Source organism: Halobacillus amylolyticus (assembly GCF_022921115.1).
GTDB lineage: Bacteria > Bacillota > Bacilli > Bacillales > Halobacillaceae > Halobacillus_A > Halobacillus_A amylolyticus.
Window position 1 is genome coordinate 1,856,271 of the sequence record NZ_CP095075.1, and the last position, 20,149, is coordinate 1,876,419.

Consider the following 20,149-nt stretch of genomic DNA (forward strand, 5'->3'; position numbering starts at 1 on the left):
AATCAACCAGGCTAATGTAAGGACTAAAGGTTGGTATGTAGTTAACCGTAAAGCTTGAGCCAACCCTAAGCTTAAACCGTAAAAAACTGAGCAACTCTGTAGTTAAAAGCATAATAACCGTAACAAGCGCCCAAATGGTGTGGGGTGGAAGAATCTTCATTGTTTAATTACTGGTTATCCTTATTGTTTGGAAAGATCTACTCATCTGCTGCACCTCCTTTAAACTATAGCTTTTCATAAAGGAGGCTTATTATTCTCGGTACTTCATTTTAAAAAGTCAAAAGTGAGTCCCTACCATCCTAAAATGGCCTTCAACATACTTGTTGTAGGACCTGGCTCCCAAATGATATAAAGGGTCAAGTAGTTGTCAGGGATCCAAACCAGATCACTGCTGCCACTGGACCCATTTTTTTATGTTTACTAAACCTTCCTTTTACAGCAAAGGTAATGGTTACGATCCCAAATATAAGCCCTGTGACGGCTAGAAAAATGTGAAAGATAAGAAAAACGATATAGTAAGGCTTGACACTAGCCGGTCCCCCAAATGATGTATTTCCAATAAAAAAAGTTCTTGAAATATATATAACCAAAAATAACACGGCCAAGATCGTTGCCATCGTCATCATTCTTTGATGGGATAAACGTTTTCCCTTTAAGATGGAATACCAGCCTAAGGCAACAAAAATCGCACTTGCCACATTACAAAGTGTACTTACCAATGGCAAAATATGAACCATTTCTTTCCCTCCTTTTGGCATGCAATAAGCAAAATATAATATATCCATAATATTGGGAAACACTAGAAGAGGGTGATGATATGAATAAAGATGAAATGAAGCTGACATCTTCTGAAATTGGCAGCTTGTGGGGAGAATATATCAATGGAACAGCGACAGATATGATCAACCGATATATGCTGACCACTATCGAAGACGATAAAATAAAAGCTCTTTTTAAAGACGCTATCAAGACATTCGGGAAACAAAAGAAGAAAGTAACAGCTTTTATGGAAAACGAAGGCTTTCCGGTGCCCACTGGATTTACGGAAACAGACCTAAATAAAGGGGCCAAAAGATTATTTTCCGACATATTCTGTTTGCACTACTTACACATTATGACCCTGCATGGGTTATTAGGGCACACGACATCATTTAGTTCTTCTGTAAGAAAGGACTTGCGTCATTTTTATGATTCCTGTGATAATGATGCAAAGAAAATGTACCATCAAACCATCGAATTATTGGTTGAAAAGGGTCATTTTCAAAGAGACCCTTACTTTTATCCCGAAGATAGTCCTACATTTGTTTCGGGGCAAAATTTCATTGATGGATTCTTCGGTGATAAACGCCCTTTAGCCGCAACGGAAATCCTTAGTATGTCTTTTAATCTTAAAAAAAGCATCATGACAAAAACACTTTCTATCGGGTTTAGTCAAGCAGCTCAGTCAAAAGAAGTGAGGAAATTTTTGAGGGCATCAGAAAAAACTTCTGATGAGCATATTCAATCCTTTAGTAAAACCCTGCATGCCGATAACTTACCTGCTCCCATCTCTTGGGAATCCGAAGTTACGACTTCTCAGGAATCTCCCTTCTCAGATAAGCTAATGTTATACCATATTGGATTTCTAATTCAGGCCGCCCAAAACTATCATGGTGCCGGTATCGCATCAGCGATGAGAGCAGACCTTGTCCTGAATTATGAAAAAGCCGTAACGAAAGATTTGGCCGTCACGAAAGAGTGGTTTAATCTTATGACAAAAAATAAGTGGTTAGAACAGCCGCCTCTTGCCCCAAATAGAAAAAAGATTTCCAAAAACAAATAACGAATCTAACACCTCTCATTGTTGGGAGGTGTTAGATTTTAACCTCTCCCACCCCCGTGAAGTTGTCCTCATTTAAACAATTCATCAAGCTTCTTACGTCGATAATGGAAAATCTCAGCAAGTTTCTTTTCGACACTAGCCTTGTGTACGATTCGTCCAACCGTTGCAAAAGGAAGAGCATAATGAACAATATCGACCATTTCCATCCCGTTCTCAAGCTCTTTAAAGTGATGTTGATGGTGCCAAAAGCGATAAGGACCAAAGCGTTGTTCGTCTACAAAGTATTTTCCCTCCACCATATGAGTAATTTCCGTCACCCAATTCAAGGAAACCCCTAGAAACGGCTGTAAACGGTAAGTTGCAATCATGCCTGGATGCATCTGTTCAGGCAACTCACCAGTGACCTCGAATTTCATCCAAGGAGGCGTAATGTCTGATAAATTCCCCGCATTGGAAAAAAAGGACCAAGCTCGATCCACCGTAATAGGAAGTTTCTGTCTTTTCTTCAGCACATATATTTTCAAAACACCCTCCCCCTTTCAATGGCGTACCTTTATCGTTACAGGTTAATAATCGCTTACGCTAGAAACAGACTAAGTGCAGTCACGATCGGTGTCCCGTCGACGAACTAGAGACAAGCGAAGCGAGTGAGTTGTCTTTTTTATTGAACTGTTGAAACTAAATTTACCATCCATTTTAATACCCAGTTTTCCCCTGCAGAAACCTCCTACGTACTTTGTATCGCTACATTCCATAATATATTCTGCTTTTCTACTATTTCCTATTTCACTCGTTATAAACCCGAAACTACTAAATGAGAAATCATCTGTTTATCTCTTTATTCAGCTGGGAAATGATTACTGAAAGGTTACAGTAGTGTTACATTATAATTACTATTTTATAAAGGAGAGGTATTTTTGACGAATATCATCATCATTCGCCATGGTGAAACGGACTGGAATAAGGAAGGAAGACTGCAGGGGATAGAAAATATCCCTTTAAATAGCACAGGAAAAGCTCAAGCATCTATGGCAGGTAACTTTTTACGTGAAGAAAAATTAGGGGCCATCATAACCAGTCCCTTAGACCGTGCTCAAGAAACAGCAACGATCATTGGACAATGTCTAGATGAAGACGAAAAAATTAGAGTGAAGAAATCTTTTATTGAAAGAAACCACGGAGATATTTCCGGACTAACCATAGAAGAACAAAAAGTTAAATTTCCAAACGATGACTATGAAGTCAAGGAGTCATGGGAGGTATTGTGTACACGTGTTAAAAAAGGGCTTGAGGATGTAGCGGAAAGCTATCCCGGAGAAAATGTGGTTCTAGTTACACATGGTTTGATTATAAAATCGATTCTCGAAATCACATCAGAAGGTGGACTCAACTCTGAAAACCTGAGTTTACTAAATGCCTGCATATCCAATTGCTCTTACAATGACAGTAAATGGGAGATTAATTATTACAACAAAGTTAGTCATCTAAATAGAACTTTACAATAATAGATTAGTAACTGAGTAACCCCCTTTTTAGAAGAAGAAAGGGGGTTACTCTTTCAGTCTTTGCATTCGTCAGTTAACTCAAACTCACCGCTAGTTAGAGCTTTCATAGCATCGGAAAATATTTTCTTATGATGTGCTGGTCTTCCCAGATGGTGCCCGTCTTGTTGCCGGTTCAGGCCAGTTCACAAGGAAGATTCCTAAGAAAATCATCATCCCTCCACTTAAAAGGGACAGCCCAATGTGTTCATCTAAGAGCAGCCAACCTGATACCACACCAAAGAATGGGGCGAGAAACAAAAAGGCACTAACTTTTCCGGGATCCCCTTCTTTTAGCAGGAAAAACCAGACGGCAAATTGGACAATTGATGCCATGACGGCTAACCATAAAACGATAAAAATTGAAGTTGGGTTTAAAACAAGGTGGGTCTGCTCCAAAAAGGCACTGCCTAATAACAAAATAAGTCCGCCAAAGAGCATTTGATAAGCGGTGAGCACCCACGTATCAAATAAATGTCCCCATCTATTAATCAACAGCGTCGCAATCGCCCACGAAACTGCAGCACTAAAACCTAACAAGGTCCCGAATTGGAAATGTAATTGACCTCCAAGGGTGATGAACACGCCTACGAAACCCAGAAGCACACCGGCCCATTGAATCAAGCGATACTTACTTCCTATAAAAAGGGCACCGAAAATGACAACGAGCAAAGGGTTCATAAAGGTAAGGATCGATGCCTGCCCTGCAGATATGGTACGCAAACTTAAAAAGATCGCCCCCATCACGCCAGCTGTTTGAAAGAATCCGATGACCACGATGCGAAACCAATCACCGTTTTTCTTTGGATGCGGCCTTTTATAGAGAATCACAAACAGCGACATCAAAATCCCCGCGATGGCAAAACGCAAACCGACTAATAAAAGTGGTGAGACATAAGCGAGCCCGATTTTACCGATAGCAAATGATGACCCCATTAAGCTCGTAGTGATCACGACCAGAAGGGCAAAAACAGCCTTACTCATATATTTCTCCTCCAAAAAAGAAACTAGGAAAGCATATACTTTCCTAGCTGTTTTTAAATGATATTAACTCTGAAAATTATACAACGATAGATCAAATGAAGCCTAGCCATCTGCTCAATCCTTGGACCAACCAACTCCCCTATATTCTAGGCCTTTCCCCTCTAAAACGGTCTAGCCTTTTCCATTTATTAAATGAATTCACCGTCGCAGGTTACTAATCGCTCCCGCTACAACTATGATCTATGATCCATAGCATACGGCTTTTTGATAGGCGATTATTTTGTCATCTAACAATTGACTTAGACGAATCACTTGAGGGTGAGCCATAGTTTGATGCATCGTGTAAAGTGCATATAATTCTTGTCTGAGATCTTCGATTTCATTTCGCAGTTCATTTTCCAAAAGTCTTCCTCCCCAAATTCGCTTATTTCCATATTCGTTGGAGTTTGAAGACCTCTTGGATGTACCCCCATACGGAAACGGGTGCCATAATCATTTGATAACATAGCACAAAAAAGATAAATCCCCTTGCATTCTTGCGTACACGGAGATCAAGTTCATTAAATACACGCTTTTGATAACGGTAAAGAATGCTGTAACTGATAAGGGTTAACGGTAAGACAAAAAGCGTCATCGGACCGACAATCCAGTAGAAACCAAGCAGGGCTAACACAAGCCCAGGAAGCCAGCAAAAAGTGTACGTAATATCCATGTAAGGCATGACGAGGTTAACTCCGGTTAAGTATTTAGTATAGATTTGCGGCTGTTGCCACGGTTTGGTTTGTTTTAGTGCCTCTACCATCCCCCGTGCCCAGCGAGAGCGTTGCTTTATAAAATGTGTCATCTTTGGCGGGGCATCCGTGAACGCTACCGCCAACGGCTCGAAATAAACTTTCCAGCCTTGCTGCAAAAAGTTCCATGTTAATACAATGTCCTCTCCGATCGCATCAGGCCATCCGCCAACATCCTTGACTGCATTTGTTTTATAAAGACTATAAGCACCTTGTGCGACAAGTGTTCCCTGATATAATCCTTGAAGCCGTTTGATTGAGGCAATACCTAAAAAGTAATCCCATTCTTGGATCCTTGTCAGCAAATTTTCACGGCTATTGCGAACAAGGATAGAACCGGCAACGGCACATACTTCATCCGGGGAACTGATCATTCGTGCGACAAGGTAACGGACAGCTGAGCGATGCAGTAATGTATCTGCATCTAACGTAATCACTAAATCTGTTGTGACATGACTGATGCCGGTATTTAGTGCGTTAAATTTACCCGGACGCTCTTCATGGATGACTTGAATCCCAAGGTTGAAGGTTGAGGCTGCTTCAAGAGCTGCTTCAGTTGTTCCATCTGTTGAGCCATTATCAACTATTACCACATGAATAGGGTGTGGGTAATCTTGTTGCTGGACGTACCTTAACGTATTGGCAATATTCTCAGCTTCATTCCGGCAGGCAATCAGGATGGAAACAGGAATTTCCGGCCAAGGATCTTTGAATTTCGGCTGGCGATCAAAGATAAGACTAATGACCAAAAAAGCGTTAAGATAACCAGGAACATAAGCGATTCCTCCAATGACAAAAAGAGCTACGGGTAGTGTCACGATCTCCCCTAAATCAATTACCCATGATAAGGATAAATATATGGCTAACACGGTCCAGCAGATCGAACATCCATGACTCAACCAAAACTTTTTGTTAACGGAAATATAAATGGGCTTATCGTTTAACGGAGAGAATGGCGATTCTTGGTTCGGTCGTAATTCAGGCTTCAATATAATCACCTAATTCATTGGTACTACTAAAATACTATTCTATGCTTTTATTAAGTTGTCGTAAACAAATCAAAAAAGGATCACTTTTGTCAATAAGGGTCTTCTAGCTATTTGTTGCTGGATACATAGAGTGTCCGGATCTATTCAAGATCGGATTTGAATAAGGCGGTTTATGACAACCACTAGATCAAAAGGAATGTTAGGTTCCTCATTCTCCATGCCAGATTGTTATGCTTGATGCCCCTTTAGAGGCGAGTCATTAGTCCGCTCTCTCTTTTTATCGGCGTACTTGCTTAAAAAGTTGAATATTTCGGACTGCGATCAACATTAGATGAGCCCAATTTAAGCAATAGTTGTTTATTATTAATCAGCTGTTCGTCGTCATTGATTCGCTATTCTGCAAGCGGAGAGTAAAGAAAATAGTAAAACTGAAATGGTGACTGATGGGGAGAAGGTTCACTTTATGAAATACGAAGAAACTGATAGGAATTCAAACCTGGTGTAGCCGAACAAATAAATTTCTGTTTTCAAATCTAATGTTCCTCTATTGTTTAAAAAACTGTAAAACGGGTATTGTAATAACAATAAAAAGAAAGGGGAATGACATGGCAAAACCAATTGAGATTTCTAAAGTTCGCATTTATCAGGATGAGCCACCTAATCGCCGTGCTTACATCGGCAATTTTGATGAACCTTTTCACTACGGCATTCACGGCGGTGTGAAAGAGTTTTACAAAGCAGAACCAGAAGTAGAACACCCGTCAACCCTTGATCATATCGTCGCCTCAGCTGCTGGCTGAATGACCGGGACACTTTCTGGCGCGCTGGAGGCGCGCAAAATTCCAACATCCCCGGATAAACTGCAGGCGGAGGCTCAAGGTACCATTGACGCTCCTGAAGGTGTAATGAAAATCACACACATTCAGCTCCACTTTCAACTGGAGATTCCAAATGGTAAACGCTCCGAAGCAGAACGGGCTCTATCCGTGTTTGAACGCAATTGTCCGGTGGCCCAAACATTAAAGGGCAGTGTACAAATTGATTACGATTGGGAAATAAAAGAACTGGATGTTTAAGATTAGACTTTGGTACACGTCCCGTGAGAAGGGTTTCCTTCGTGTACTTAAAAGGATAGCCAATATTTTTGGCTATCCTCGTTTTTATTTTCTCAATAATCCTGAACTCTCATTGATTAGAAAATAGGATGGGTTACTGTACAGCCATAGCCATTATAGTTTTGACGAAAACTAAATTTCAGACATAAAACTAACCATATATAACGGTTACTATTCCAAAATCAGCAAATGAAATCCCACTGGTGACCAACAGATATAAAAAGAGGAAAATTCCTAAGTGTGTTAATGTCCGAGGTTCACCTTATCTTAGACGTGCTATATGGCAAGCAGCCTTCGTGGCTAGCTTTAATGATCCTGCCCTATCCCTTTATTATCAAAAGTTACGAGAACGTGGAAAAGCTCACGGTACTGCAGTAGGAGCCATAGCTCGTAAATTAACACACATCATATTTGCAATTTTGAGAGATCAAAAGCCTTATGTACCTCGTCCTCAAACAAACGATGATTAATAACCGTTTATTGCAATTTTAATAATTAGAAGGGTAAGGTTTATTTGGCATGCCAAATTTTTCACAGTGAATTTAAAAGAATCATTTAATTAGTTACTTGACATTTTATAGCTGGTCTTAAACAGAAGAATCGATTTCAAGATAACCTTAAATGACAATAATACTGATCTTCCACTATTGCCCCCGTTTCTATAATACTCGAATTCAAGATAACTTGAATAAATACCATTGAAATAATGATAGACCTCCCTCTACTTCTTCAATTCTTCACTTTATGATTTTTTTGTTTAGGTTCCCCCTTAGATTTTGCAGTAAAACTACCAAGAAAAAAACAACGTACAGGTACCAAATACCTATTAATACACGTTAGTTTAAGAATAAAAACTCCTCTATAACCACGCTTTTCTTAAAAGTTTTACACCAAGTTCGATTTCATCATAAGAAAGACCACTAAACCCTAGTTTAATCATAGGTCTATCCGATTGGTTTTTTATGAAATAGATTGAAGTTGGCCGTACTTTAACCCCATAAAGGAAAGCCTGCTCGACTAGCCGTTCTTCTGAACACTCCAGATTTACCTTAATTAATACGTACAAACCGGACTGTTCGCCAATAATGGATATACTTTGCCCTAAATGTTTTTTTAATAAAGATACAAGGTGTTCCATTTTTCGTTTATAAACAAGGCGCATTCGCTTAATGTGCCGATTCCATTCCCCATTTTCCATAAATCTAGCCATTGTAAGTTGGCTAAAAAGTGAAGTTGAACTTTCGAAGTTCAGGAACTGATTTTTATAACGATTTAAAAGTTGCTTTGGTAACACCATATAGCTTAAACGTAGTCCTGGGAGGAACGACTTTGAGAAATTCCCCAGATATATGACCCTTGTTGAATCAATAGAAGCGAGCGCTGGAAAAGGCTGTTGTGTGTATCGAAACTCACTATCATAATCGTCTTCAATAATGTATCCCTGTACCTTATCTGCCCATTGAATGAGCGTTTGTCGTTGTTGAATAGGCATGCTTACACCGTATGGACTGTGATGAGAGGGTGTTACATAGATTAAGGCTGAATCCAGTTGGTTAAGTTGCGAAAGGTCTATACCCGCTGCATATACTGGCAAATATTCAAGCAAAAAGTGATGGAATTGGAAAGCTTCCCTGGCGCCATCGAACCCTGGATCTTCTACGATAATACCTGAGTAATCTTCCTTTAATATATGGCCTAGATGGATAAGCATTTGTTGTGTACTACTACCTATAATAATGGCATCTGCATCGGTTTTTACCCCACGTGATTGTAGTAAGTATGCGGAAATTTGTTCACGCAGACTCACCTCTCCAAAAGATTCTCCATACCGAAAGCTCTCAGGTAACGTTAAGACCTGATTAGATATTCGCCTCCATATTTTTAAGGGAAAATGGGATTGATCAACAGCATCTGTCCTAAAATCGACACGAACGGACTCTTTCTTTCTCCCCCTTTTTTTGTTAGGGAGGATTGGTGATTCCTGGTATAAAGATGGCTCTAATAAATTGACAAAATAACCTTTTCGTCCTTCTCCGCGTATATAACCCTCCGCTACAAGTTGGTTATATGCCATTAGGGTTGTATTACGACTTACTTGAAGAGAATCAGCAAGTTTTCGAATAGAGGGTAGTTGTTCATCAGCTTTCATATTGCCTTGTTCAATAAATGATTTAAACTGCTCGTAGATTTGTTTGTATTTGGGAGAGCTTTCGTTTAAGGCAAAAAGATAATTCTTCATAATTATATCCCTCCTGACATGCTTAATTATTTCATATTGTATCTTTTTAAATGTCAGTTTATATCATAGTATATTTTTATATGAACGTTAACATTTTTTCAAGCACGAAATTAGATGAGGAGTGATAATAATGTATATTCCAAAGCACTTTGAAATCAAAGATGAAAAAGCGATTTATGAGATTATTGAGGAAAACAGCTTCGCTACGCTATTTTCCCAACATCAGGGTCACCCGTATGCGACCCACCTTCCTTTGATTTTAGATAAAGAAAAAAGATATTTGTACGGTCACTTTGCAAAACCGAATAAGCAGTGGAGAGATATAGAAGAACAGGAGGTACTTGCCGTTTTTCAGGGGCCGCATTGTTATATCTCATCTTCCTGGTATGAAACGAATAAAGCCGTTCCGACATGGAATTACGTAGCTGCTCATGTATACGGAAAGGTTGAGATCATAGACGGGAGACAAATGATGGATTCCCTTCATCATATGGTATCGAAATATGAAGATCCAAATAGCTCTTATCAATGGGACCACTTGGATGCCCATTTTTTAGAAGGACAGGCAAAAGGCATTGTTGGGTTCAAAATCAAGATCGATAAAATTGAAGGAAAGGCAAAGTTGAGTCAAAATCATTCCCCTGAACGATTAAGGCTTGTTATTTCACAACTTGAACAATCCACAAGTGAAGATGAGAGGGAAATTGCATCTCATATGAAAACAATTCTTAGAAAGAAATCTTGAAGGTATTCAAATGTACTCTTTGATGAACAAAACTTATTTCTCAATCAAAGCAGACGAAGCTTATGGATAAAAGATCATTTCAAAATTCTTTGAAAGCGAGGAATATGTATGCGTTTTGAAACAAAAGCCATTCACTCCGGGCGTTCAATTGACAAATCGACGTCCTCGGTTACCATGCCAATCCATCTCTCTACAACATTCGAACGAGCAGCAGATGGTTCATACCCAAATGAATTCGTGTATAGCCGTGAAAGCAATCCCAATCGCCATGCTCTAGAAGACTGCCTCACTTCGCTCGAGGAAGGTTATGATTGCGTCACTTTCGCATCAGGGATGGCAGCAATCACTTCATTAATCGAGGCACTTCCTGCCGATAAACCACGACGAGTTATTATGCCAAACGATATGTATTTTGGTATTCATTCCCTTCTTTGGGAAACCGATATTGGGTCAAAGTTTGACATAGTGATTGTTGACATGACAAATCTTCATGAGGTTGAAAAAGCGATAAAAAGCGCACCAACCGGTCTGGTCTGGATCGAGACGCCATCTAATCCACTACTGAAAGTTATTGATTTTGAAGCTGTTACCAAAATTGCACAGCAGGCCGGGGCTTACACCGTTGCTGATAATACGTGGGCCACTCCAGTTCTGCAACGTCCCCTCACTCTTGGAGTTGATTTTTCAATCCATTCCGTGACGAAATATATTGGGGGACATAGTGATTTAATGATTGGTGCAGTTGTTGCAAGATCAGATAGTCCTATGTTGACTAATCTACGAGCTTGGCAACATTCAAAAGGTGCGGTGCCTTCCCCTTTCGACTGTTGGCTTGCACTACGGGGCGTACAATCACTTGCCCAACGTATGATGACCCATTGTGCAAATGCATCGGAAATTGCAGATTTTTTAGATTATCATCCGAATGTTGGAGCCGTTCATTATCCTGGTCTTTCTAACCATCCAGGACATCATATTGCAGCACGGCAGATGAGCTCATTCGGTAGTATGTTGTCCTTTCAGGTGAAAGGTGGTCAACGTGAAGCGATGGCTGTTGCTGCAAAAGTACAATTGGTTACCCGTGCTACAAGTCTGGGTGGAACGCACAGCCTCATAGAGCACCGTGCTTCAGTTGAAGGAAGCACAACGATGGCTCCGCCTAATCTCCTGCGTCTATCAATCGGACTCGAGCATGTGGATGATCTAAAGGAAGATTTATCTCAGGCGCTGGAAGAAGTAAAATGAAACTTCAATCAGAGGGGATAATTCTTTCTTCCCCTCTGAATGTTAATAGAAGAAGTATCCCTCGACTTTTTGCTGTAATTCCTCATTAGGTTCGGTAACTCTTCTACCTAATATGGCCAAAAACCCCAATAGAGCAATGATTCCATCCCCAAAAGCAAATACACCAAATATCACAAGGTCCAAGATGACTACCACTCCTAAAATGTACTTTAATTTACCTACGAACTGTGAACGGATATCGTTTCAAAATAAGATATTATCTCGAATTCAAGTCTTCAAGATAACTGGCCCTTATGCGGAAGACTCGATGTCGAGATAAAATTATCCAAAAATGACAACAAGCTTCTATTAGCTGGCAGCGTTGAAGAAAACTAATAGATTTAAATTTCTAGATAAACTTTTCCAAATTGCACTTTTAATTGTTCTTTCATATTTTTATTTTCTTTTTCTAAATCTTTCACTCGTTTCCGTAAAGAAGCGATGATAACATCTTTGGATGTGTCACTCATATTACGTTTACCTGTTTGGGTGTTGGTAAAGCTTCCTCCTGTTCTCGAAGCGTTTCTATTCTACAACGCAGCTTGTGATTCTTATATAAAAAACCTTTAGATACTTTTGCATGTTCAGCAACCGTATTAAAATTTTAATCAAGATAATTTGGGTATGTCTTCTGTGAAAACCAGTTTACTGACCGGAGTTAGCGTCTGGGTTCCTTCAGCTAAAAAATTTTGAGCAATAGGTGTTCCTTTGGTGATATGGTGTAACAATGGTGTTCACAGTTGTTTCTGAGGGTCTTGCTTTAAATGCCCATATAGTCATTACCTTTATAGATTGATGGGAACATCTTAGCCAACCAATAAAATTGCCTAAAACATTAATATCAACATCTTGGTGATCAAGTTGATTTTCCTCCAAAAACTGATGAAACAGCTTTAGGTGATAACAGTAGGATTTTAGGGGATTCCAGCCTTCCCTACGTGATCTAAATACTTTAAATATTTGACCACCAAAAGAACAGGACTTCCCTGTGAATCAAGAAGCATATACCTCGTTTTTTCATTAACCTTCCTTCCTGAACCTTCAATAAATCTACCCCCTAGTGGAACTATCATTATTAACTATAAATTTATAGCTTAAATAAAAGAATTTTGCAGTTAATATAATAGAGCAGGCAGAAACGCTGAATACGTTAATACCTACTCTTCATGATAGTATATATAAAGAAATAAGGTCTCAAATACTGGTCGTCATCATCTGGATGGATCGCACCCATGCCCGCCCCATTCCATGGTCACCATTCAATAGACACTTGAAAAACATTTGAAATTTCAAAAGCTAGGGGCAGAGAAGGTGAGTATTTGTCTTTCTCAATGGATATAATCGTTTGTCTGGATACTTGTAACTTTTCTGCCAGTTTATCTTGAGATAATGAATGATGTTTTCTAAAATCAGCAAGTCTATTCTTCAAAAGACCATCCCCTATTGTAAAGGAAACTTAACGTCAAGGTTCCTTTACATAAAGTGAAAAAGGAACCATTACCCTGCTAAGTTAAAGCTCTTGTCTCCACTTCATCATCCTATTCCCTTTCCAAAACTAGATGTTTTGCCCTCCTTAGAACCATGATAAGATGAGGATACCTATGAAGCGAAGGAGCCACAGTATGAGCCATTCATCAAATCGATTAAACGGATTTACCGATAGCCCGGATTCTCCAGAAGGATTGGCAGACCGCATTGCAGAGATTATAGGCTGCCCTGTCACCATTGAAGACTCTAACCATCGGATCGTTTCTTACAGTAAACACGAACATAATGTTGATGAGGCGAGAACGGCTACCATCATGAGACGCAAGGTTCCTGAACGTGTCATTAACGGATTGTGGAAGCACGGGGTTATGTCGAAGCTATTTGAAAGCGGAGAACCAGTTGTCGTTCCCCCAATTGACGAAATCGGACTCGGAAACCGAATCGCTGTTTCCGTCCGAAAAAATAAGGACATGCTCGGATTTATTTGGGCCCAAGCCAATGATGTGAAGATTACCGATCATCATTTGCAGCTGATCAAGGACGCCGCCCAGCTTGTCAGTCACCACCTTCTTCATCATCAAGCTAAAAAAAGAAAGTCTGAAGAAAACCAGAAAGAGTTTTTCTGGCAGCTTCTGACCGGCACCCTCAGGCACAAACCGGAAATCATTCGTCATGCCAAACGATTCCGAACAAAAATAACCGGACAGCTTTGTGTAGCTGTATTTGAATTTAACGAGAATATGAATCAATCGGTCGAGCGCCACGCCCATTACTTGACCGAAACGCTTCAGCAAACGCGAATCGTAAGCAGATTGTTTGATGAAAACCAGCTCATCTTGCTGGTGCGATCGAAAGAGGAAGAAGATGCTGCCCGTATATGTCATTCTTTTATTACTGATTTCACTCAAAAAATGAGAGAGCGGCTGCAATTCGAAGACGTGAAGGGATCGTTTGGATTAATCTACGACTCCCCTGAATACGTAAGTGACAGTTATAAGCAAGCATTGAAGGTACTTGAGTTGAAGAATCAATTCCCTAGAGCTCTAAACCATGCATTCAGCTATCAGGATCTCGGGATCTATCAATTCATTAATGAGTTGGCCTCCCTTCGCAGCCGTGAGCGATATCAAAACGCTTTTCTTAAAAAGTTATTGGAATACGATCAGCAGAACAGATCAGAACTCGTCACAACCTTGAGGGTCTACTTATCCTGTAATAGCAACGTCCACAAAGCCTCTGAAGAAATGCATATTCATACCAATACATTGAATTACCGCCTGAAGAGGATAAAGGAAATCGGCTCGATTGATTTAAAAGACCCTAATCAGAAGACTACGTTATACTTAGATTTACTCATAGATGAAATGGAACGAGATGATTTGTGATTTTACACAAATCATCTCGTTCATTTTGTGTATTTTTCCTAAACCAAAAACTAGAAAAGCAAGATATACTAGCTGTAACAAGCACAAGGAAAGGTTGGGAATAAAGATGATTATCGGTATACCAAAGGAAATTAAGAACAATGAGAACCGTGTGGCGATTACCCCATCTGGAGTAATCAATGTCATCAAAGCCGGACACACCGTCCTGATCGAAACGAATGCAGGGCTCGGCAGTAATTTTACAGACGAAGAATACAAAGCATCTGGCGCTACTATTATTGAAAGCGCTTCAGACGTTTGGGCGAGAGCCGAAATGGTTATGAAGGTAAAAGAACCTCTCTTTTCTGAATATGGGTATTTCCGAAAAGGATTGATCTTGTTTACGTACTTGCACCTTGCAGCAGAGCCAGAATTGACGAAGGCTTTAGTTGAAAACAAAGTAACCGCCATCGCTTATGAGACGGTTACCGTCAACAACTCCCTGCCGCTTCTTACACCGATGAGTGAAGTAGCCGGCCGCATGGCTTCACAAATCGGGGCTCAGTACCTTGAAAAGTCATTTGGCGGAAAAGGGATTCTCCTAAGTGGTGTTCCCGGAGTTAATCGCGGAAAAGTGACCATCATCGGCGGCGGAATCGTCGGAACAAATGCGGCGAAAATCGCTGTCGGTCTCGGTGCTCATGTCACGATCCTCGATTTGAACCCAAACCGTTTACGCGAGTTGGATGATTTATTCGGATCTGACGTACAGACACTCATGTCGAACCCTTACAATATCGCGGAATCAGTAAAAGATTCTGATCTGGTCATAGGAGCTGTCCTTATTCCAGGGGCCAAAGCACCGAAGCTCGTCACAGAAGATATGGTTAAATCCATGAAACCGGGCTCTGTGATTGTCGACGTCGCTATTGACCAAGGCGGCAACTTCGAAACCGTCGACCACATCACAACACACGATGATCCCATCTATGAAAAACACGGCGTGCTTCATTATGCAGTCGCGAACATCCCAGGTGCCGTCCCGCGCACAGCTACGATCGGATTAACGAACGTGACGATTCCGTATGCGTTACAACTTGCTTCTAAAGGTGTTGTAAAAGCCATCCAAGAAAATAAAGCAATTGAGCAAGGTCTAAATACCATCAATGGAAACCTCACCTACGAGGCTGTAGCACGCGACCTTGGTTATGAGTATGTACCAGTTAAAAATGCTTTAAAAGAAAATATACACGCATAGGAAATAAGGTCTGTCCTAAAATAGTTAAACTCTATCTAAAAATGTGGTATGATAAAGGCAGAAAAAGGATACAAATAAACAGAGGGACCACAGCTTGCGGCTGTGATCCCTGGATAGTTGCTCTTTGAACAAGGTGCAGCCTAGATTTAAAAAATAGACTCACCACCATTCGCGCCAGAATAGGGAGTCTATTTTTTTATGCGCATAATCAACACAACTAAAGCAATGATCGAAACAATTAGCGTGCTAAATGCGATCATAACCATGAGTGACTCACAGGCCTCACCCCCTTCAGTGATGTGACATGGGGACTAGCCGACACCCTATTCTACCTGCCAAACAGCAGTATGAACAACTACCTCATCTAGCATAGCCGTGCTTTTTAGAAGTCAGCCATTTTAAAATATGTGGTCTGTCCTCCCTACTACAGTAAAGCAACGCCCGACAGCCCCTATTTTCATTCACTTCGTCCCCGGCTTAACCTAATGAGATAGATATCTCTCACCATATTACCCATTTGTTTCATTCTATTATATTCACCGTTCAGTAGTTCACCAACAAGGAATGACCTAACGATCGAACCAACATATAGCAGAATGACAATAAACAGTAAAAAAATCCCCGTTGTCCAGGTAGCTTCAGCAAAACTATTGATCTCTTTCGTAAAAATAAAAGTAATGTACTGTATCCAGACGGGAGCTATGATGGCAGCAATAAGCCCCCAATTGATTAAGAAAGGAACTTTTAAATCCTGAGCATTTTTATCGATTAACTCAATTAAATACTCAAACTGATGGGGTTCTACAACGCCTTTCTGTTCCAGATAATCTGCAAACTCTTTTTTTCTTTTGTAAAAGACATCCTTAGGTGAATCTTGGTTATATACTTCCTTCGCGATTCTGTTCTTTTCTTTCTTTACATATAGCATCAATAATCCATTAGGAATAGGGGCCAACAGAATGAACCACTGGACCCCACTCCAAAAGGAAACAAATAGTAAGCCTAACGAAATAATAATAGTCGTCAAAAACAATGAAATGACCAGCCATTTTCTCATGTAAGTAAAATACACATTCCAATATGACATTCTTTCCTTATAATAAGAGAATAAATCATAGACCAAAGTGATCACCCTTTTCACTATTTTTTTTAGTCAGCCTTACTATTATTAAATAGACTTATTAGAAACAACACACCCTAAATCCTTACCAAATCATGTTATATAATTCTACCATTCTACAAAGTCTTTACTATTCCTTCTTCCTTAAGAAAACTCTTCTTTTAGATTCTGCAATTATGATGAGACTGTTTTTAGACTAGTAAATAAAGCCTGGATAAGCAAAACAAGTTCTCAATCCATTCTCTAGCACTGTGCCTTCAAATTCAGCAATCGTGCTTGTCCTTTACTAAACAAATATGTAAAACGGGAATAGTATTCAGACATACCCCTTTTTAGAGATGTCTGAATACAGTAATACTAGGTCGTAACCGTTGTAGAAGAATCAGCAGCATAATTTAATACTTCCAGAACGACCGGGGAACCTGCTAGAATCGGTTCACCATCTGCTGGTATTTCAATAGCCAGTGATCCTATTCCAGTTGCTCCCGCCGTGTACGTAGAAAGTCCTTCCATTTGTAAAACACCATTCACGTTTACATTGTAATAACTATTATTGGCAACAAGCTCAGGAAGTTCTGTCACAGCTGAACCATCATCTGCAAAAAAGTCAGCAGCATCAATAGTTAGTGTAGAACCAGCGGCCGTTTCTGCTGTCGTTACATGAAAGAACCTCGTATCGGTTGGAACAACATTGGTTGTTGTACTAGCACCTATGAGTAGTTTCATTAGTTGTAGTGCCATCATTCTCCTCCTTCCATGATTGTAGTATATGAATTTCAAGTCATAATGCTTGGACGAAAAACAGTGAAATAACGCACAAATTTCTGTTGAAATATTCTACCTTATTGCAGAACAAAATCCGCATTCTCTTTTTGAAAATGCGGATATTTATATAGAAAAAGTAGACTAAATCTACGATAATCACCCATAATTGTGACAACAAAATTCTTTTTACCCCCTAATACTGTAATAATCCATACTTAAATATACTAGTTATTCTTTTATAACTAAAAATAAGAGTATAATAGGGGCGCCACTTGGGGGTAAATCACTGGATTTTAAAAACAAGCTGCCTTTTTTTACTTCATAAACGATCTCTGGTTGAAGTACTCCGTTTACAAAAAGATTCATGTAGGAAACGTTGTTAGGATCGGGTATTTCACTGCTTCCGTATTGTTTTAATGCTTCTTCGTTTGTATAGACCTTTTTTCCTTCCTCAGCGGTGGCAATGTATTGAAAAGTCTCAACTCCTATAGAGGGTGATGGTGTGTTTGTAGGAAAGACATTGATTGTAATGGAGGGATTAAATGTCGGATTAAACGAATTTGTATTAGAGGGACTGTTTTCAGCCTCGTTTTTAACATTTTCCCCACTTTTTTTGTGACAATGATTACATCCACATCCACTGAAGTCTTCCTCAAATAAACTTCTAATACCTTCCCTGCCTCCATAACAGTTACCTCGCTTTCCCATAGTCCCCCCCCCCCCTTTTCTTGAATACCATAATAATGTATCTTACTTAATTACAGGCAAATTGCTTGTGCGGGTGACAGGGTAGTAAGAATTGAGATCTCAAAGTAAAACCTCTCAATAGCTAAAAGCTATTGAGAGGTTTTAGATTACCATTATTATTTTCTTATATTATACTTCCAAGCCTTATCTTCATCGATCATTCGCTTCGCAGCGTAGATGAGTAAAAATTGAATAATAATTATGGGCAGACCCATTAGCCCTGAAATAACCTCTAATGGAGCTAATCCACCGATACGCATCAGGACAAGAGCGAGTGCTGTGATAACAGCGGCAATAATGATACGCAACGATTTCGGTGGTTCAAACTTACTCATATCTCTCGTACTTGTATAAGCAGCTACGGTATACGTTGTTGAATCAAGGGTAGTCGTTAAGAAAATAAGCGCAACTATGACAAAAATGATAATCGCAATATTTCCAAACGGGAGAGTCGAAAGGATCTCTGGAATGGCTGCCATCCTTGCTTCCTCTTGGACAATATTCAAAACGTCTAGATCTCCCGTGAGATATCTATGGACACCTAAGCCACCAAGCACCCCTGTAGCTATCCAGGAAATCAGGGTAGGTGCTAAGAAATACGTAAGAATCATTTCTTTGATCGTTCTTCCTTTAGAGATTTTGGCTGCGAATACACTATGAAGCATGGCCCATGTTGCACTATAGGCAAACCAAAAGACGGTATTACTTTGAATGTGCGATGGTTCTCCTTGGTGCACCGAGTCTGTGTTTAATGAAATATTGAGATAGTTGGATAGTAGAAAGGAAACACTATCCGAGAAATAATTTAATATAAACACACCAGGTCCAGCCAATAAAATAAATACAGCAAAAAATCCAGCCAAATACATATTTAGTGTGCTTAACCGTTTGATCCCTTTTTCAATCCCTAAGTAGGCACTGAGGGAAAATAAAAACACCCAAATAATTGTAACTATGATGGTCATTACAAATGTCACTTCTATGCCTAAAAGAGTCGATAAGTTATGTGTAATGATCGGCGCACCAAGCCCCAAAGTGACAGCAGCACCTGCCAAAATACTAATTAGAAATAGGATATCAAGGATTTTTCCGCCTAATCCATCCGTAAACCTGTCCCCAAAGATAACGCGGCAAGCTTCAGAGATCCTCATCAACGGCCGCTTCTTGACGTGAAGAATATACCCCATAGCTGGAGCGGCCATGACAAAAATCGCGAAAACTTGGAATCCCCATAAGAACATGCTGTAGGCGTTCCCCCACAGTAGCGCCTCTGCTGACCCAGCTTCCACCCCCACAGGTGGATCGTTAGCTACGGACGTCCACTGTAACATCCCTGTCCGCATAATGGTCGAACCTACTCCCATTGCGATCAGAATGGACGCATATTCAAAGAGCGTAAAACGAGGCTTTTCTTTCGGATCACCCAGTACGACTTGACCATATTTAGAAAAAGATAAATATAACCCTGCCACGACGAGAATGATCCCGTACCATAGATAGCCCCAACTGAATACTTTCACAATATAATCAAAAATAGCATTAAGTAAATCCAATGATTCTGCCTCATATAAGGCAAATGGAATACTGATGCCAATTATAATTAGTAATGATGGCACGAAAATTTTGTAATCAATCAATTTCTTTCTACTCATGGAATCCTCCTCTATGTTCCTCTGCCTTAACAATCCTTTTTCTTCATACCCTTAAAATGAAAAAGGATAACATAGAAAGATATGTAAAATACTTTTTAAAAAAGCCTACGAGAGAAACGACTCCACTACATCAAATCCAACCAATAACTGACTCCGTTGTTGAGGCTTGCTGTCTGAACACATTATCTTAATATAGGTAAGTATCGTCTATAGTAACCTCAGGAGAAATCAAACATAGGAATTAG

General features: G+C 39.9%; 22 protein-coding genes and 1 pseudogene. 9 read left to right on the forward strand and 14 right to left on the reverse strand.

Features of this window, described 5'->3' with window-relative positions:
• Positions 1 to 356 precede the first annotated feature (356 nt).
• A complete protein-coding gene (locus tag MUO15_RS09640) occupies positions 357 to 737 on the reverse strand; it encodes a DUF420 domain-containing protein (RefSeq protein ID WP_318036214.1) in 381 nt (126 codons plus the stop codon).
• Between the two features lie 80 nt (positions 738 to 817).
• Here MUO15_RS09640 and MUO15_RS09645 point away from each other — a divergent pair, with 80 nt between their 5' ends.
• Positions 818 to 1,822, forward strand: a complete 1,005-nt coding sequence (locus MUO15_RS09645) for a DUF3231 family protein (protein ID WP_245035401.1) — start codon at positions 818 to 820, stop codon at positions 1,820 to 1,822.
• Positions 1,823 to 1,890: 68 nt separating this feature from the next.
• Here the strand turns inward: MUO15_RS09645 and MUO15_RS09650 are convergent, their stop codons facing one another.
• Positions 1,891 to 2,346, reverse strand: coding sequence for an SRPBCC family protein (locus MUO15_RS09650; protein ID WP_245035404.1), 456 nt, complete (start codon positions 2,344 to 2,346; stop codon positions 1,891 to 1,893).
• 393 nt (positions 2,347 to 2,739) lie between these two features.
• Here MUO15_RS09650 and MUO15_RS09655 point away from each other — a divergent pair, with 393 nt between their 5' ends.
• Complete coding sequence (locus tag MUO15_RS09655) at positions 2,740 to 3,327, forward strand: histidine phosphatase family protein (RefSeq protein WP_245035406.1); 588 nt, start codon at positions 2,740 to 2,742, stop codon at positions 3,325 to 3,327.
• A 126-nt stretch (positions 3,328 to 3,453) separates the two neighbouring features.
• On the opposite strand, the gene MUO15_RS09660 is transcribed toward MUO15_RS09655, so the two are convergent.
• The 3 genes from MUO15_RS09660 to MUO15_RS09670 form a co-directional block, all read right to left on the reverse strand.
• The gene (locus tag MUO15_RS09660) at positions 3,454 to 4,347 is read right to left on the reverse strand and encodes a DMT family transporter (protein WP_245035408.1); all 894 of its coding nucleotides are present in this window, start codon (positions 4,345 to 4,347) and stop codon (positions 3,454 to 3,456) included.
• A 240-nt stretch (positions 4,348 to 4,587) separates the two neighbouring features.
• The gene (locus tag MUO15_RS09665) at positions 4,588 to 4,749 is read right to left on the reverse strand and encodes an aspartyl-phosphate phosphatase Spo0E family protein (RefSeq protein ID WP_245035410.1); all 162 of its coding nucleotides are present in this window, start codon (positions 4,747 to 4,749) and stop codon (positions 4,588 to 4,590) included.
• Positions 4,750 to 4,771: 22 nt separating this feature from the next.
• The gene (locus tag MUO15_RS09670) at positions 4,772 to 6,127 is read right to left on the reverse strand and encodes a glycosyltransferase family 2 protein (RefSeq protein ID WP_396266333.1); all 1,356 of its coding nucleotides are present in this window, start codon (positions 6,125 to 6,127) and stop codon (positions 4,772 to 4,774) included.
• Positions 6,128 to 6,732: 605 nt separating this feature from the next.
• Between MUO15_RS09670 and MUO15_RS09675 the strand changes: the two genes are divergently transcribed.
• The 3 genes and pseudogenes from MUO15_RS09675 to MUO15_RS22280 all read left to right on the forward strand — a co-directional run.
• On the forward strand, positions 6,733 to 6,927 hold the full coding sequence (locus MUO15_RS09675; protein WP_245035412.1) for a hypothetical protein: 195 nt from the start codon (positions 6,733 to 6,735) through the stop codon (positions 6,925 to 6,927).
• Entirely contained in the window at positions 6,928 to 7,203 is a 276-nt protein-coding gene (locus MUO15_RS09680; RefSeq protein WP_245035414.1) for an OsmC family protein, read from the forward strand.
• A gap of 290 nt (positions 7,204 to 7,493) precedes the next feature.
• Positions 7,494 to 7,712 (forward strand): annotated as a pseudogene (locus tag MUO15_RS22280) (IS110 family transposase); the annotation flags it as partial.
• A gap of 389 nt (positions 7,713 to 8,101) precedes the next feature.
• On the opposite strand, the gene pdxR reads toward MUO15_RS22280, so the two are convergent.
• On the reverse strand, positions 8,102 to 9,481 hold the full coding sequence (pdxR, locus tag MUO15_RS09685; protein ID WP_245035416.1) for a MocR-like pyridoxine biosynthesis transcription factor PdxR: 1,380 nt from the start codon (positions 9,479 to 9,481) through the stop codon (positions 8,102 to 8,104).
• A gap of 130 nt (positions 9,482 to 9,611) precedes the next feature.
• Between pdxR and MUO15_RS09690 the strand changes: the two genes are divergently transcribed.
• Positions 9,612 to 10,226, forward strand: coding sequence for an FMN-binding negative transcriptional regulator (locus MUO15_RS09690; protein WP_245035418.1), 615 nt, complete (start codon positions 9,612 to 9,614; stop codon positions 10,224 to 10,226).
• Positions 10,227 to 10,334: 108 nt separating this feature from the next.
• Positions 10,335 to 11,471, forward strand: coding sequence for a trans-sulfuration enzyme family protein (locus tag MUO15_RS09695; RefSeq protein WP_245035420.1), 1,137 nt, complete (start codon positions 10,335 to 10,337; stop codon positions 11,469 to 11,471).
• A 42-nt stretch (positions 11,472 to 11,513) separates the two neighbouring features.
• Here the strand turns inward: MUO15_RS09695 and MUO15_RS09700 are convergent, their stop codons facing one another.
• From MUO15_RS09700 to MUO15_RS09705, 3 genes are all read right to left on the reverse strand, one after another.
• Positions 11,514 to 11,654 (reverse strand): hypothetical protein, encoded by a 141-nt coding sequence (locus tag MUO15_RS09700; protein WP_245035422.1) that lies wholly within the window; start codon positions 11,652 to 11,654, stop codon positions 11,514 to 11,516.
• 197 nt (positions 11,655 to 11,851) lie between these two features.
• Complete coding sequence (locus MUO15_RS21635) at positions 11,852 to 11,980, reverse strand: hypothetical protein (RefSeq protein WP_256464177.1); 129 nt, start codon at positions 11,978 to 11,980, stop codon at positions 11,852 to 11,854.
• A 782-nt stretch (positions 11,981 to 12,762) separates the two neighbouring features.
• The gene (locus MUO15_RS09705; protein ID WP_245035424.1) at positions 12,763 to 12,939 is read right to left on the reverse strand and encodes a helix-turn-helix transcriptional regulator; all 177 of its coding nucleotides are present in this window, start codon (positions 12,937 to 12,939) and stop codon (positions 12,763 to 12,765) included.
• 193 nt (positions 12,940 to 13,132) lie between these two features.
• Here MUO15_RS09705 and MUO15_RS09710 point away from each other — a divergent pair, with 193 nt between their 5' ends.
• Positions 13,133 to 14,383, forward strand: coding sequence for a PucR family transcriptional regulator (locus MUO15_RS09710; RefSeq protein ID WP_245035426.1), 1,251 nt, complete (start codon positions 13,133 to 13,135; stop codon positions 14,381 to 14,383).
• A 106-nt stretch (positions 14,384 to 14,489) separates the two neighbouring features.
• The gene (ald, locus tag MUO15_RS09715) at positions 14,490 to 15,620 is read left to right on the forward strand and encodes an alanine dehydrogenase (RefSeq protein ID WP_245035429.1); all 1,131 of its coding nucleotides are present in this window, start codon (positions 14,490 to 14,492) and stop codon (positions 15,618 to 15,620) included.
• A gap of 188 nt (positions 15,621 to 15,808) precedes the next feature.
• Here ald and MUO15_RS22160 read toward each other — a convergent pair whose 3' ends face one another.
• The 5 genes from MUO15_RS22160 to MUO15_RS09735 form a co-directional block, all read right to left on the reverse strand.
• A complete protein-coding gene (locus tag MUO15_RS22160; RefSeq protein WP_396266352.1) occupies positions 15,809 to 15,886 on the reverse strand; it encodes a putative holin-like toxin in 78 nt (25 codons plus the stop codon).
• A 191-nt stretch (positions 15,887 to 16,077) separates the two neighbouring features.
• Positions 16,078 to 16,677, reverse strand: a complete 600-nt coding sequence (locus tag MUO15_RS09720) for a hypothetical protein (protein WP_245035431.1) — start codon at positions 16,675 to 16,677, stop codon at positions 16,078 to 16,080.
• 420 nt (positions 16,678 to 17,097) lie between these two features.
• The gene (locus MUO15_RS09725; RefSeq protein WP_245035433.1) at positions 17,098 to 17,481 is read right to left on the reverse strand and encodes a DUF4183 domain-containing protein; all 384 of its coding nucleotides are present in this window, start codon (positions 17,479 to 17,481) and stop codon (positions 17,098 to 17,100) included.
• 252 nt (positions 17,482 to 17,733) lie between these two features.
• The gene (locus MUO15_RS09730) at positions 17,734 to 18,213 is read right to left on the reverse strand and encodes a DUF4183 domain-containing protein (RefSeq protein ID WP_245035435.1); all 480 of its coding nucleotides are present in this window, start codon (positions 18,211 to 18,213) and stop codon (positions 17,734 to 17,736) included.
• A gap of 155 nt (positions 18,214 to 18,368) precedes the next feature.
• Positions 18,369 to 19,904 (reverse strand): BCCT family transporter, encoded by a 1,536-nt coding sequence (locus tag MUO15_RS09735; RefSeq protein ID WP_245035437.1) that lies wholly within the window; start codon positions 19,902 to 19,904, stop codon positions 18,369 to 18,371.
• Positions 19,905 to 20,149: the final 245 nt, after the last annotated feature.

What these genes read in the sequence shown, in the direction of transcription:
- MUO15_RS09730 (WP_245035435.1), bottom strand. Translation starts at nt 18,213, where the DNA reads ATGGGAAAGCGAGGTAACTGTTATGGAGGCAGGGAAGGTATTAGAAGT.
- MUO15_RS09660 (WP_245035408.1), bottom strand. Translation starts at nt 4,347, where the DNA reads ATGAGTAAGGCTGTTTTTGCCCTTCTGGTCGTGATCACTACGAGCTTA.
- MUO15_RS09640 (WP_318036214.1), bottom strand. Translation starts at nt 737, where the DNA reads ATGGTTCATATTTTGCCATTGGTAAGTACACTTTGTAATGTGGCAAGT.
- MUO15_RS09645 (WP_245035401.1), top strand. Translation starts at nt 818, where the DNA reads ATGAATAAAGATGAAATGAAGCTGACATCTTCTGAAATTGGCAGCTTG.
- MUO15_RS21635 (WP_256464177.1), bottom strand. Translation starts at nt 11,980, where the DNA reads ATGAGTGACACATCCAAAGATGTTATCATCGCTTCTTTACGGAAACGA.
- ald (WP_245035429.1), top strand. Translation starts at nt 14,490, where the DNA reads ATGATTATCGGTATACCAAAGGAAATTAAGAACAATGAGAACCGTGTG.
- MUO15_RS22160 (WP_396266352.1), bottom strand. Translation starts at nt 15,886, where the DNA reads ATGGTTATGATCGCATTTAGCACGCTAATTGTTTCGATCATTGCTTTA.
- MUO15_RS09690 (WP_245035418.1), top strand. Translation starts at nt 9,612, where the DNA reads ATGTATATTCCAAAGCACTTTGAAATCAAAGATGAAAAAGCGATTTAT.
- MUO15_RS09710 (WP_245035426.1), top strand. Translation starts at nt 13,133, where the DNA reads ATGAGCCATTCATCAAATCGATTAAACGGATTTACCGATAGCCCGGAT.
- MUO15_RS09680 (WP_245035414.1), top strand. Translation starts at nt 6,928, where the DNA reads ATGACCGGGACACTTTCTGGCGCGCTGGAGGCGCGCAAAATTCCAACA.
- MUO15_RS09735 (WP_245035437.1), bottom strand. Translation starts at nt 19,904, where the DNA reads ATGAGTAGAAAGAAATTGATTGATTACAAAATTTTCGTGCCATCATTA.
- MUO15_RS09725 (WP_245035433.1), bottom strand. Translation starts at nt 17,481, where the DNA reads ATGGCACTACAACTAATGAAACTACTCATAGGTGCTAGTACAACAACC.
- pdxR (WP_245035416.1), bottom strand. Translation starts at nt 9,481, where the DNA reads ATGAAGAATTATCTTTTTGCCTTAAACGAAAGCTCTCCCAAATACAAA.
- MUO15_RS09695 (WP_245035420.1), top strand. Translation starts at nt 10,335, where the DNA reads ATGCGTTTTGAAACAAAAGCCATTCACTCCGGGCGTTCAATTGACAAA.
- MUO15_RS09720 (WP_245035431.1), bottom strand. Translation starts at nt 16,677, where the DNA reads ATGAGAAAATGGCTGGTCATTTCATTGTTTTTGACGACTATTATTATT.
- MUO15_RS09675 (WP_245035412.1), top strand. Translation starts at nt 6,733, where the DNA reads ATGGCAAAACCAATTGAGATTTCTAAAGTTCGCATTTATCAGGATGAG.